The organism is Cohnella herbarum, from assembly GCF_012849095.1.
Classification (GTDB): Bacteria; Bacillota; Bacilli; order Paenibacillales; family Paenibacillaceae; genus Cohnella; species Cohnella herbarum.
The window spans coordinates 7,675,001-7,689,072 of the sequence record NZ_CP051680.1 but is presented as its reverse complement, the minus strand read 5'-3'; the positions used below and the strand labels follow the sequence as shown (position 1 = coordinate 7,689,072).

Below are 14,072 nucleotides of genomic sequence, written 5' to 3'. Positions count from 1 at the left end.
CAGGGGTTTAAACCCGATAGAGAGCTTCGATTTATGATTAAGGATTACGGATTGGCAGCAGATTCCGAAGGCGACGAACTCGCTTCCGAATCCGATGACGATGCCGAAGGAGATGGACTTTCCTTCTTGGCCGCCTCTTTCGCCTTGATTAATTCTTCTCGGCCTTTCTCTTGAACGGTCGTCACTGCTTCTTCCACCGACTTCTTGTCCGCCATTACGGCATCGACTTCCGCCTTGACTAGGGTGGAAAACGCTCCGAAGAAGCTGGTAGGAGCTTTCGTATACTCGCTATTCGTATTCGCCTTCGGTTCAAGCTTGAAGAACGGTTCCATACTCCGGCCGTCCTTGTCCGCGTTGTGCTCGGTCCGGCTCAATAAATTGCCGTTACTGGATTTGGACTTCATCTTGGCGAATTCGTCGCTGTTCACGAATTTTACGAATTCCCAAGCGGCGCGTGTACTTCCCGAGTTCGAGCTTACGGCAAAAGTATTGCCTAGGTTGAAGTAGCTGCTCTGGTTCCGGTTGTTCGGGTCTACGGGCGCCGTAACGATGCCCCAATTCACCGGAGTTACGTCCTTCAGTTGCTCTTTCGCTTGCATGATCTGCTGAACCTCATAACTATACTTGAAAGCCATAGCGGATCTACCCATAATGAACAGGTTCTGCTTGTACATATCTTCCATGCTAGTGAAATTGTAATTGCGGTCTTCCTCCTTCGGAACATAAAGCGCGCCCGACTTCGCTGCATCTACCGTCGTTTGAAATACCTTTTTCCAAGAATCCGTATTGATATTGAGATCCGTCGCATCGGAGTTCAGAATTCTGAGATCCTGTGCCGTGCCGATCGTTTGGATCAGATTGTCAACCGTTAAGTAGGTATCCGTCGATAAGCCGTAAATCCTCTTATCCTTATCCCCATTCTGCGGGAACCGCTTGGCAAGCTCGAATATTTCTTCCCAACTCATCGAGTCCTTAGGAAGCTCTACGCCGTGTTTGTTAAACAAATCGATATTATAGAAAATGGCTGCGCTCGAGAACTCGGGGGTCAAACCGTACAGCTTGCCGCCCCCTTGCTCCCTCAGGATCTTAAGGATCGCCGGGTGAACGCCCTCCAGATTGAATTCATCCTGTTCGATGACCGAATCAAGCGGGAATAGCTTTCCGTCCTGCGCATACTTCTCGTACTGATCCCCTTGCAACAATAGTACGTCCGGTTTATTTTCTTCAATAAACTTATCGAATCTTTCTTCCATCGTTTCCGTCGAATTCTCGCTATAGATAGATTGCATATTAACGACTTCGATTTCGATATTCGGGAATTTAAAATTAAATACGTTTCCGTACTCCTGAAAAAAATAATTGCTATCCCAGAACATCACTTTGATTTTGGCTTCCTCGTCTTTGCCCAGCGGAGCTAATTCGTCTTTGCTTTTACCGCCCCCTCCGCCGCAAGCGCTCAGGAGCGCGATTCCCATTACGAAGACCATTAACATCGATAATATTTTTCTCAAAACAAATTTCTCCCCTCTATTTAAGTACCACCCACCCTAATATATACCAATTTCTACAGCCTGTACCTTAAATTTTTCATAAACTTTCTTAATATAATCGAATACTGTAAACAATCGTTAAATGGTATCAAAAAAAAGCCCATCCCTTGTAGAGACAGGCTTCCAAATTCCGATATCGAGCTTAATGAATGCTTTTCTTCTCGATATTTCCGCCCAATACGTCCGCGACGTTCTGAATGGAGATGAAGGCTTTAGGATCGATTTCGTGCACGACGGCTTTCAGCTTCGCCACTTCAAGCCTGGTCACGACGCAATAGATCATCTGGGTATCTTCTTTCGTGTAGCCGCCTTTGGCATAGATCAAGGTCGTGTTTCTTCCCAATCTGTCCATGATCGCTTCGGATATTTCCTCGTGCTCTCCGGAAATGATCGTAACCGATTTGGATTCATCGAGTCCCTCCACCACGATATCCATGACTTTAGCCGCCATATAAAATGAAAATATGGAATACATGGCCGAATCCGCGCCGAACACGAAACCGGCAACGATGAAAATAAATACGTTAATGAACATAATGATCTGTCCGACGGGAATGCGCATTTTCTTGGACAACAGTATCGCAACGATCTCCGAACCGTCCAGCGCGCCTCCGAAACGAATGACCAGTCCTACTCCTAAGCCTAGGATCAGCCCCCCATACAAGACCGCGAGTATTTTCTCGTTCGTAAATGGTTCAACGTGATGCAGCAGTGCCGTCGTAATCGACATGACCGCGACCCCGTACAGCGTCGATATGGCGAAGGTCTTGCCGATTTGCTTATAACCGATAAATAGGAATGGCAAGTTAATGACGAATATAAATATACCGAGGGGTACAGAAGTAATCTCCGATAAGACGATCGAGATACCGGTTATACCGCCGTCGATGATTTCATTCGGAACGAGGAAAATTTCGAGCGCTACGGCCATTAATATGGCCCCGATCGTAATAAAGATGAACTTCTTCAGAAAATCGGCGAAAGTCGGCTTCTTGTGTGTTTTGTTTCTGGGCATTGTTAGACTCCTTCTCCGGGATGGACAAAAACTTGATTCGATTAGATTGCGCAAATTTCAAATCAATAGTCGACAAGCGCGAATAAGCGATCCGCAGGTCTCGTTTGACCTTACAGGATCGCTTTGACTTTGTCAAAAAACGAACTGGTTTTTCGGATTTTCGACCGTGTTTCAAGGTTAAATGGCTTTCGCCGGGAATGCCACCCGGACCGTCGATCCGATCCCCGGCCTGCTGGCGATCGTCACGCCGTATTCTCGGCCATACTGCAGCTTAATGCGCTGATCTACGTTGCGAATACCGTATCCCGCTTGAATCGTATGGCTTGCCGATCCAAAAATCAGTTTAATCGTATCCCTCTGAAAGCCTATGCCATCGTCGATGATCTGAAGAACGATGATTCCGTTCTCGATCGTCCCCGTGATCCGAATATTAATGCTATCCCCGCACCAAGCATGCTCCAGTATATTCTCCACGAACGGTTGCAGAATAAGCTTTAACGTTTCGTAATAGAAGATTTCCATTTGGATATCGTAATGGATCTGCATTCGTTCTTCGTATTTCGTTTTCTGGATATCGATATAAGCTTTGACCTGCTCGAACTCGTTATAGATCGAAATAATGTTATTTCCGTTATTAAGCGACAGGCGATAGAACTTGGCCAAATCCAATACCATCTGCTGCAGTTTGTCCACTTCTCCGAATTTTGCCAGACGACTGATGGAGGATAACGTATTGTATAGGAAGTGCGGATTGATCTGAGCTTGAAGGGAAGCCAGTTCCGCTTCTTTCTTCTGCAGATTCGTCAAATAGACTTCCCGGATAAGGCCGCCGATATTGTATCCCATATCGTTCAAGGCGGACGATATCCTCGTAAATTCGTCGTTGCCTTTGAATAAAATCCGCTTGTGGAATTCTCCTTCCTGGAAGGAATCCAACACGGATACGATCTTGGACACGCGCTTGGAGAAAAACCGGGAAATAAAAATACCCGCGATCGAGAAAATAATAAAACACGCTAAGCAAACAAACAAGGTCAGTTTCTGTACTTTGGCCGTATCGCCATCGGTCAACTTCGAAGGAACAAGAGCAACCAGATTCCAATTCAACTCCGGCAGAGCTTGCTGAATATCGAGATGTTCGCCCTGATCGGAGCTACTCCAAACATCGCCCTTCATTAATCCCGGAGATCCGGAGGAGATTACGATGCGCTGATTTTCATCCAAGACGAAGATGGTCGTTCCTTCTCCGATCTTCTTGAAATCTACGCTTTCGAACAAATCCGATATATACACGCTTATCCGAAGCATTCCGATTTCTTTCATTTCGCTTTGGGTAATGTCCACTAATCTTCTAAGCAGTGAGATTCGGCCCGCTTTTTCGTCGTCTTCGATTCTAACCCATTGCATCGTATCCCCGTAATTTTCCTCGGGAAAATGACGGTACCAATCCTTCTCCAAGATTCGTTTGATATGGAACCACTCTAACACTCTTGGATTCCTAAGCAGCGGATCGGAATCTTCCCATAAGTTATAAATTTCGTTAAAGGATTCATTGTGAAAATAAAAAGACAACCATGCCTTTATGTTCGCCGTTTCGTTCGCCGTACGGAATCTGGGCAACAGATGCTTTTTCGTCGCTTCGTACGTCACCCAACCCATTTCGTAATGGCGAAGGTTTTCCGCTATCGTATCGTCGTAGTATAGCAGATCGGAGACCCTTCTTATGTCATCCATTTTATACATGATATTGTCTTTCATCTGCTGTAAAGTTCCTTGAATGTTGCTGCTCGTTTGTTTGCGAAAGGAATCGACGAACACGGAGTTGGCGATATAGCTTACCAGCAGCACCGGAATAATGATGAAGGCAGAATAGGAAAGCATAAGCTTATGCCCGAAAGGCATGTATTTTCTCGCTGCGTTCTCGTTCACCACCCACCTTCTCCTTCCGATCCGTCCCGATTAGCGTTTCCTTCGAAATTCTAGCGGCGTCATCCCGATCGTCTCTTTGAATTGACGGCTGAAATAGGGCAAATAACGGTACCCGACTTGGCTTGCGACCTCGTAAATTTTTAGATTCGTAGCCCTTAAGAGCTGCTGAGCTTTCTCCATTCGAAGCGAAATGATATAATCGCTGAAATTCTGACCCGTTTCCTCTTTGAATAGAACGCCGAGGTAATTGGGAGAGAACGAGAATTGATCCGCCACTTCCCGTAACGTAATGTTATCCTCTAAACGGTCGCTTACGCTTGCCAGAATGGACTGTACCAGCTTGCCGTTCTTCGTTTGTTTCTTCGTAAATAAAATTTCGGAAATTTCGAATACCCGATTGCGAAGCCATTTATGAATATCGTCGATCGTTTCGAATTGCAGCAAAATATCCAGATTTTTGAGTTCCATTCCAAGCAATTTGAAAAGATCCTCGTTCATGGTACGTAAATATTCGTTGAGCTTCATGACTAAGTACATGGCGAAGTTATGGATCGTTATTCTCGATCCAATCTTCGTCGAAGTTTGGAATAACCCGTGCAACTCATCGTGAATTCCGACGAGATCGTACCGCGACATCGCAGCCAACATCGCCTCCACTCGCTCATCCATGTTTCTGATCTCTTGTATATCCGTGCTTCCCACTTTGTCGTACGTAATTAATTTGCCTTTCCCCCTGAACATCTTCGAGTCGATAGCTTCGACGGCTTGGGAATACGACACGTGCAATTCGGTTATTCCGCTTACCGATTCGCCCAAGCCGATCGTGATCGTAAAGGGAAACGTCGTCTTTATTCGCGCGATCAGTTCTCTTAAGTCTTCGTGGTCAACCTTCTCGTCCAGAATTAATGCCGTTCTTTGCTTCGAGATTTTGCAGGCATGCCCGATTCCGTAGTCATGAAAGTCGCTCGACAATTCGCCGTAGAAGTTGCCGATTAACTTATCTCTTTTCTCGTCTTTATACGGGTTCAGTTTCCATGAATAATCGTCGATTTCCACGATAGCCACCTTAGCCGGCCAAGTTAAACTGTCCAATCCGTACTCATGGTCCAGTATTTCCGATGAGGAATCATTCATCTCGCCGTCCAGCAATTTCATTAGATATTCGTTCTTCACGATCGGAACCATCTGCTTGAACGCATGCTCCGTTTCCCTATCCCGCTTTTTTTGATTAAGATCCTGACAGAGCCTGCCTAATGAATCGATTAATTCTTTGTCATCCATCGGCTTTAGCACATAACCATGCGCATTCAGCGAAATGGCTTGTTTTACGTAATTAAAATCCTGATGACCGCTTACGAAAATAATTCTTAGATGCTCCTGCTTCTGCAGAGCTCTCTTCGCCAGCTCTAATCCCGACATATTCGGCATGCGGATATCCGTGACGAGGATATCGATCGGCTCTCTGTCGATGACCTCGCACGCCGCGAACCCGTTGTTTACCGCTCCGACGACTTCCAAGCCCATTTCACGCCAAGGTATGAACTTACGCATGCCTTCTAGGTCCAGTACTTCATCATCCGCAAGCAGCACCCTGTACATCACTCAGCCTCCTTGCAAAATGAATATTGGCAAGGAGAGTATACTCGAAGGTATACTCCCCTTGCCTATGACTTTCGGGTCTTAGTTTCCGTTCATTTTCTTAACGTTGGCTTGCCATGCTTCCGTTTGGTAATCCAACTGTTTCTGGTAACCAACGGCGAATGCTTTTTCGTTCGCTTCATCGAGAATTTTGAGAACATCGTCGTCGTTCTTGCCGTACAGCGCCTTCGCTCTGTACTCGTCGAAGATATCTTCAACGGCTTGAGTAGCGATACCGGCTTCGGAGTCTTTGGAAGGAAGCATGTTTACGGAATATTCCGTAGCGTCCGCTTGCGTTTTCCAAGTGACTTCATATTGGTAATGCGTATTCCAGTTGCGCTGTTCCATCGGCAGCGTCGACTCGTACTTCGCTTTCGTCGTATCGAGGAATACCGTGTTGCCGTTCCAGAAAATATTGTTCGAATCAGCTTGCAGCTTAGCAAGACCTTCTTTGTCGGAAGCATATTTCTCCGTGAAGATCGGAGTAATTCCATCATCCTCTAAACCATTCCAGTATCCGCCTTCAGGTCCCCACATAAGAACGCGTTGTCCTTCAGGTCCCGTGTACCAGTCAAGGAATGCGAAGATCGCTTCCGGATTTTCGGCTGCTTTCGTAATTACGCTTACGTTCCATCCTAATTTACTATAAGTTCCGGGGAAGATTTTGTTTTTGTCCAATCCAGGCTTAGCGATCGGCCATGTCACGAAGTAACCGGCATCCGGATCGGATTTGGACAGAATGCCGTCCGCTTCCGCCGCAAAGTCGGTCGGACTAGAGCTTGCGTACACGGCAACTTTACCGTTCAATACTTTTTCTTTCACTTGATCGCGGGTTTGGGTTAATGCATCTTGGGTCATCAGTTTCTCGCGGAACAGCTTAGCCGCGAACTGCATGGATTCACGGAATGCGGTATCTTCGAATACGGACGTCATTTTGCCATCTTTAGGAATCGAGCGATTACCTACCCAACGGTTAAGAGCGTTTTCTTGGAATGCGGTGTACAGCACATCCAAGCCTTGACCGTCGATAACGAGTTCCGGCTCGAAAGGGACTACGTCGCTATATTTGGATTTAACGGCTTTGAGGTATTCGTACAAATCATCCGTCGTTTCCAACTTAGGGGAACCGAGCTCTTTGTAGATTTTTTTATTTACGACATATCCGGCGTTACCGTTCGGTTGGTTGGTATACCAGTTCGGAAACTGATACAGTTTGCCGTCGTCGCTGCGAAGCATATTAATCGCTTCCGTGCTCAACCATTTTTTCAAGTTCGGATATTTATCGATATAGTCGTCGAACGGAACAAGCATATCCGACTCAATCAGCAATTTGATATCCGCGGAATGGCGATCCGCCCAGATCACGTCCGGCAGATCGTTCGCGGCCATCATCGTGTTCAGCTTTTGTTTGGCGTTGTTTGCGGATTGTACGGCCGTGATATTTACTTTTTTGTTTTCTTTGATCCACTTAGAAGCCGCATCCTCTCCCCATTTCGGCATCGAATACCAATCATAGTGACCATAGAAACTAAATTCCAAAGGCTCTTTCCCTACTTCGTAAATATCGGCCGGAGGAGCTTCCTCGGATGCGCTCTCGCTAGGTGCCGCTTCGCTGCTGCTTGCCGAAGGAGGACTGCTGGCGTTCGACGCCGCTTGATTTCCTCCGTTGTTGTTTTTGCCGGCGCAACCGGCGAGGATAACCGTTAAAACCATTAGGACTGCGACCGAAACGAGTAAAGCTTTTCTGCTTCTCATTTACTTAATGCCCCTTCCTTTTTTTAGTATAATCTATGTTTAAAGCAAATTGCTCTAAACTCGGGAGACAATCCTCTTATTCCTTGAGGGATCCGATCAACACGCCTTTGACGAAAAATCTTTGCACGAACGGGTAGACGCACACGATCGGAACGGTGGCCACCATCATAATTGCCATCGACAGAGACTTGCTCGTAATGCTCTGCATTCTTCCTAATATCGCTTGCGAAGCCGTATCCAACGCCGATGTGTTCGCGGTTATGACGTTCGTATTGAGAACTTGCTGAAGTAACGTCTGAATCGGAATCAAATTTTCGTTGGTGATGTAGATGCTGGGCAAGAACCATTCGTTCCAATGGTATACCGCCGTGAATAGCGCCAATGTCGCAATGACGGGACCGGACAATGGGAGAACGATACGGAAGTAGGTCCCCCAGTTGCCGCAACCGTCGATTTTCGCGGACTCTTGCAAGCCGTCCGGCAAGCCGTTAAAGAAGGTTCGAAATATAATCATGTTCCAGACGCTTATAAGCGAAGGAATAATGTAAACCCAGAAAGAATTGTCTAATCCGATACCGCGAATGAGCAAGTACGTTGGAATCAATCCGCCGCCGAAATACATCGTAATGATGCATACGACCATATAAAACTTGCGGCCGATCAATTCTCTCTTCGTCATTCCGTAAGCTAGTATCGAAGTCGCAATAATCGAGGTAATCGTACCGACGATCGTCCGCATGATTGTAACGGAGAAGGCGCCTACCAATCTTTTATCCTTGAATACGGTATCGTAATTGTCCAAAGTCCAAGCTCTGGGCCAGAAAGTAATTCCGCCAAGCGCGGTATCTTTGCCTTCGTTGAAGGAAATAACCAACGCGTTCCAGAACGGATAGAAGGTTGTAAATGCAAGCAGTACTAGGAGAAAATAAATCGCAATAACCATCGTACGATCTCCGTAACCAAGTCTTCTCACGGATGTTCACGCTTCCTTCCTACCATAAGCTGTTACCCGAACGACGAGCGAAGTAGTTTGCCAAGATAAGCATCCCCACGCTAATGACAGCCTTGAACAATCCGATTGCCGTCGCGTAAGCATATCGTCCGTTCTGAATCCCGGTACGGTACACATAGGTATCCAGTACGTCCGTAACTTCTCTTAGAAGCGGATTTACGCCGAGTAACAAAATATCCTCGAAACCCGCATTTAGCAGATTTCCCATTGCCAGGATCATGAAAATAATGATGACCGGCATGATCGATGGCACCGTGATTAAGAACATTTGCTTGAATTTGCTTGCCCCGTCCATCTCCGCCGCTTCATATAAGTGGGGGTCGACGCCTGCAATCGCCGCAAGATACACGATGGAGGCAAAACCGATGTCTTTCCACACGTTCGCCGTAATCAAGATTGTCCAGAAATACTCCGGCACGGAGAGGAAATTGATCGGTTCGTTGATCAGATTCGCCTTTTCCAATGCAATATTCACGCTGCCGTTGTCGGTAGCAAGCATTGAAGTGAAGAATCCCGCAACGATAACCCACGATAAGAAATAAGGAAGGTAGCTGACCGTTTGCACGAATCTTTTGAAGAACATATGCCTTACTTCGTTTAGCATTAGCGCAAGTAAAATGGGAGCCGGAAATCCGATGAAAAATTTCAATAGACTTACGATCACCGTGTTGCGCATAACCCTGGAAAAATCGGGACTATTGAAAAATTGTTCGAAATACTTGAAGCCCACCCACGGGCTGTCCATAAACCCTTTAATGATGTTGTAATTCTTAAATGCGGTCAGTACCCCGTACATCGGGATGTAACTAAAGATGAAAATAACGATCAGCGCCGGGATCACCATCAGCTGGATATCCCATTGCCTCAGGAATCTCTTGAAATTATTGGTCGGCTTTTTTACTTTTACGGTCTCTTTGTTAATCGTAAGCTGCGACAAATCCACCCCTCCTGCTGCCTTCCTTCTTTCGTTCATACCTTCATTTTATAAGGTTGTAAGCGCCAATAAAATTTGCCTCATCAACTAAAAATGATACTTTTCAAATGAGATTAAGCTTTTCATCGTTAAATATTGATAAAGTTTGTTTTGAGGGTTTACATGCAATGTGAGGAATGAAAGATAGTGCTCGAGGGGGAATAGGGGAAGGAGTTTGTCGATTCTCGGAGAATATTTGGTATTCGTGAGAAGGGAGTCTGTCGAAATTCAAATGTCTGTGAGAGTATCTTATCTGGGTCGCTGGTGGGGGATTGAGCACTTGTAGCGTACTCAGAGTATCTTATCTTCGTCGTTGTTGGGGATTGGGCATCTGTAGCGCACTGAGTGCAGCTAGAATAGAAAGTGGACACCTCATAAGAACTAACAGATAATAAAAAACAATAAGAAGATGAGGTGTCCGGTATGGGTGAGAAGAGACAGCATTACAGTGAAGAGTTTAAAGAACAGACTGTTAAATACATTCAGGAACAGACAAAGACATTGCCCCAGATCGGAGAAGATTTAAACATCCCAAGTGGTACGTTAAAACAGTGGATGACCAAGTACCGCAAGTTTGAGAATGAACCGCTTGTAGATCGTGCGACCCTTCACCAGAAAGATAAGCAACTGATGGAGCAAGAACGCACGATTGAGGATCTCAAGGAAGAAATCGCTATCCTAAAAAAGGCCATGCACATCTTCAGCAAAGAAAGGAACTAAGGTTCCAGTTCATCGAAGATCATCGCTCCGAGTTTCGAATGGAGAAGATGTGCACAGTTCTATGTGTATCACGGAGCGGTTACTATAAATGGCTCTTGGAGAAGACCGTCCAGAACAGTTATCAGAAGCGTCGCAGAGCGCTATTGGCGCGAATCACCTGGCTTTTCCTAGACGCTCACAACAGGTATGGTAGCCCTAAAATCACAAAACTTCTACGAAAAGAAGGTTGGACAGTTTCTGAACGTTTAGTAGGGAAAATCATGCATGAGAATGGTTTACGTTCTTGTGTATCTAAGAAATTCCGAGTGACCACCACTGACTCGAATCACGATCAACCTATAGCACCAAACGTGCTGAATCAGAATTTTAAGACGACTGCACCTAACAAGATTTGGGTAACCGATATTACCTATATACCGTGCCGTGAAGGCCGTTTGTACCTCGCCAGCGTTCTGGATTTATATACCCGTAAGATTGTGGGCTGGAAGCTCGCAGACCGAATGACAACCGATTTAGTGCTTGCAGCGCTTGATCAGGCATACAGTACGCACAAACCTCCCAAAGGGCTTATACACCACTCTGATCGGGGTTCGCAGTATGCATCAGATGAATACCGTGAAAGGTTAAAGCAATATGGCATGGAAGCAAGCATGAGCCGCAAAGGTAACTGCTACGACAACGCCTGTATCGAATCGTTCCACAGCGTGCTGAAGAAGGAGTTTATTTACTGTACGAAATTTCAAACGAAGGCGCAGGCGCAACAAGAGATGTTTGTATATATTGAGCTCTTCTACAACCGTAAGAGAATACATGGTTCGCTAGGTTACTTATCACCTTCGCAATTCGAAGCCCAGTACTATACCAGTATTAAATAAACGCTCTTATAGCGTGTCCACTTTCTTGACAGAGGTCCAGAGAGTATCTTATCTTCGTCGCGAATGGGGGATCGAGCAATTGTAGCGCACTGAGAGTACCTTATCTGCGTCGCGGTTGGGGGATCAGGCAATTGTAGCGCACTGAGAGTACCTTATCTGCGTCGCGGTTGGGGGATCAGGCAATTGTAGCGCACTGAGAGTACCTTATCTTCGTCGTGGTTGGGGATTGAATCAAGACAATTCTAACATACGCAAAAAGCACCCGGTTAAGGGTGCTTTTCTTGTTCTCCGGCCTGGCAACGTCCTACTCTCCCAGGACCCTGCGGTCCAAGTACCATTGGCGCTGGAGGGCTTAACGGTCGTGTTCGGGATGGGTACGCGTGGAACCCCTCCGCCATTATTACCAGACCGGATCTTAAACTCAAGGCTTGCGCCTTGAAAACTGGATGCGAAGTAAAGCGATCAGAAGAAGGTGAGTATCATTTGTCTTGCTAGCATCATTCGTGACGACTAAAGTCGCACGAGTTCGTGTAGGATAAGCCCTCGACCGATTAGTACCCGTCAGCTCCACACATTGCTGCGCTTCCACCCCGGGCCTATCAACCTGGTGTTCTTCCAGGGGTCTTACGAATTGGGAAATCTCATCTTGAGGCAGGCTTCGCGCTTAGATGCTTTCAGCGCTTATCCCTTCCGCACTTGGCTACCCAGCGGTGCTCCTGGCGGAACAACTGGTACACCAGCGGTGCGTCCATCCCGGTCCTCTCGTACTAAGGACAGCCCCTCTCAAATTTCCTACGCCCGCGACAGATAGGGACCGAACTGTCTCACGACGTTCTGAACCCAGCTCGCGTACCGCTTTAATGGGCGAACAGCCCAACCCTTGGGACCTACTTCAGCCCCAGGATGCGATGAGCCGACATCGAGGTGCCAAACCTCCCCGTCGATGTGGACTCTTGGGGGAGATAAGCCTGTTATCCCCAGGGTAGCTTTTATCCGTTGAGCGATGGCCCTTCCATTCGGTACCACCGGATCACTAAGTCCGACTTTCGTCCCTGCTCGACTTGTAGGTCTCGCAGTCAAGCTCCCTTATGCCTTTGCACTCTGCGCGCGATTTCCAACCGCGCTGAGGGAACCTTAGAGCGCCTCCGTTACTCTTTAGGAGGCGACCGCCCCAGTCAAACTGTCCGCCTGACACGGTCCCTCTACCCGATCAGGGTAGTAGGTTAGAACTCCGATACGATCAGGGTGGTATCCCAACGGCGCCTCCACAGAAGCTTGCGCTCCTGCTTCATAGGCTCCCACCTATCCTGTACAGACCGTACCAAAGTTCAATATCAAGCTACAGTAAAGCTCCATGGGGTCTTTCCGTCACGTCGCGGGTAACCTGCATCTTCACAGGTACTAAAATTTCACCGGATCTCTCGTTGAGACAGCGCCCAAGTCGTTACGCCATTCGTGCGGGTCAGAATTTACCTGACAAGGAATTTCGCTACCTTAGGACCGTTATAGTTACGGCCGCCGTTTACTGGGGCTTCAATTCATAGCTTCGGGTTACCCCTAACCACTCCTCTTAACCTTCCAGCACCGGGCAGGCGTCAGCCCGTATACTTCGCCTTACGGCTTCGCACAGACCTGTGTTTTTGCTAAACAGTCGCTTGGGCCTCTTCACTGCGGCCCCCTCGTGCTATTCACACTACCGGGGCACCCCTTCTCCCGAAGTTACGGGGTCATTTTGCCGAGTTCCTTAACGAGAGTTCTTCCGCGCGCCTTAGAATTCTCATCTCGCCCACCTGTGTCGGTTTGCGGTACGGGCACCTTCTCCTGGCTAGAGGCTTTTCTTGGCAGCGTGGGTACATGACCTTCGGTACTATGATTTTCCCTCCCCATCACAGCTTGAGGTATTAGTGTGCGGATTTGCCTACACACACCTCTCACTGCTTGGACGAGCTATTCCATCAGCTCGCGTCGTTCTCCTCCTGCGTCCCCCCATTGCTCATAACGGATTACGGTGGTACAGGAATTTCAACCTGTTGTCCATCCACTACGCCTTTCGGCCTCGCGTTAGGTCCCGACTTACCCTGGGCGGACGAACCTACCCCAGGAACCCTTAGGCTTTCGGCGGACAGGATTCTCACCTGTCTTTTCGTTACTCATACCGGCATTCTCACTTGAATGCAGTCCACCGTTCCTTCCGGTACGACTTCAACCCGCATTCAACGCTCCCCTACCCAAGCGCGCTTGCGCGCGTCTGCCATAGCTTCGGTGGTGTGTTTAGCCCCGTTACATTTTCGGCGCAGAGTCACTCGACCAGTGAGCTATTACGCACTCTTTAAATGGTGGCTGCTTCTAAGCCAACATCCTGGTTGTCTTCGCAACTCCACATCCTTTCCCACTTAACACACACTTGGGGACCTTAGCTGATGATCTGGGCTCTTTCCCTCTTGACGACGGATCTTAGCACTCGCCGTCTGACTCCCGAGTATACATACATGGCATTCGGAGTTTGACTGGACTTGGTAACCCTTGGCGGGCCCCGCACCCAATCAGTGCTCTACCTCCATGATGCTTCACCTCGAGGCTAGCCCTAAAGCTATTTCGGGGAGAA

8 protein-coding genes, 2 rRNA genes and 1 pseudogene (1 of these 11 cut by a window edge) are annotated in these 14,072 nt (G+C 47.5%); 2 read left to right on the top strand and 9 right to left on the bottom strand.

The features are described 5' to 3' along the window. Positions 1 to 44: 44 nt before the first annotated feature. From HH215_RS32265 to HH215_RS32235, 7 genes are all read right to left on the bottom strand, one after another. Complete coding sequence (locus HH215_RS32265; protein ID WP_169283634.1) at positions 45 to 1,511, bottom strand: ABC transporter substrate-binding protein; 1,467 nt, start codon at positions 1,509 to 1,511, stop codon at positions 45 to 47. Between the two features lie 181 nt (positions 1,512 to 1,692). Next, a complete protein-coding gene (locus tag HH215_RS32260) occupies positions 1,693 to 2,565 on the bottom strand; it encodes a YitT family protein (protein WP_169283633.1) in 873 nt (290 codons plus the stop codon). 177 nt (positions 2,566 to 2,742) lie between these two features. Next, complete coding sequence (locus HH215_RS32255) at positions 2,743 to 4,467, bottom strand: cache domain-containing sensor histidine kinase (RefSeq protein WP_375140537.1); 1,725 nt, start codon at positions 4,465 to 4,467, stop codon at positions 2,743 to 2,745. A gap of 57 nt (positions 4,468 to 4,524) precedes the next feature. After that, on the bottom strand, positions 4,525 to 6,093 hold the full coding sequence (locus HH215_RS32250) for a response regulator (protein ID WP_169283632.1): 1,569 nt from the start codon (positions 6,091 to 6,093) through the stop codon (positions 4,525 to 4,527). 81 nt (positions 6,094 to 6,174) lie between these two features. Further along, complete coding sequence (locus HH215_RS32245; RefSeq protein WP_169283631.1) at positions 6,175 to 7,887, bottom strand: type 2 periplasmic-binding domain-containing protein; 1,713 nt, start codon at positions 7,885 to 7,887, stop codon at positions 6,175 to 6,177. Between the two features lie 76 nt (positions 7,888 to 7,963). Further along, positions 7,964 to 8,860 (bottom strand): carbohydrate ABC transporter permease, encoded by an 897-nt coding sequence (locus HH215_RS32240; protein ID WP_174887650.1) that lies wholly within the window; start codon positions 8,858 to 8,860, stop codon positions 7,964 to 7,966. A gap of 19 nt (positions 8,861 to 8,879) precedes the next feature. Continuing rightward, positions 8,880 to 9,836, bottom strand: coding sequence for an ABC transporter permease (locus tag HH215_RS32235; protein ID WP_174887649.1), 957 nt, complete (start codon positions 9,834 to 9,836; stop codon positions 8,880 to 8,882). A 459-nt stretch (positions 9,837 to 10,295) separates the two neighbouring features. On the opposite strand from HH215_RS32235, the gene HH215_RS36175 reads away from it, so the two are divergent. Both HH215_RS36175 and HH215_RS32230 read left to right on the top strand, forming a co-directional pair. Continuing rightward, a complete protein-coding gene (locus tag HH215_RS36175) occupies positions 10,296 to 10,592 on the top strand; it encodes a transposase (protein WP_169281813.1) in 297 nt (98 codons plus the stop codon). Between the two features lie 8 nt (positions 10,593 to 10,600). Further along, positions 10,601 to 11,467, top strand: a pseudogene (locus HH215_RS32230) (IS3 family transposase); the annotation flags it as partial. A gap of 291 nt (positions 11,468 to 11,758) precedes the next feature. On the opposite strand, the gene rrf reads toward HH215_RS32230, so the two are convergent. Both rrf and HH215_RS32220 read right to left on the bottom strand, forming a co-directional pair. Next, positions 11,759 to 11,875, bottom strand: a 5S ribosomal RNA gene (gene rrf, locus HH215_RS32225). 123 nt (positions 11,876 to 11,998) lie between these two features. Next, a 23S ribosomal RNA gene (locus HH215_RS32220) occupies positions 11,999 to 14,072 on the bottom strand; it runs 856 nt beyond the window's last position.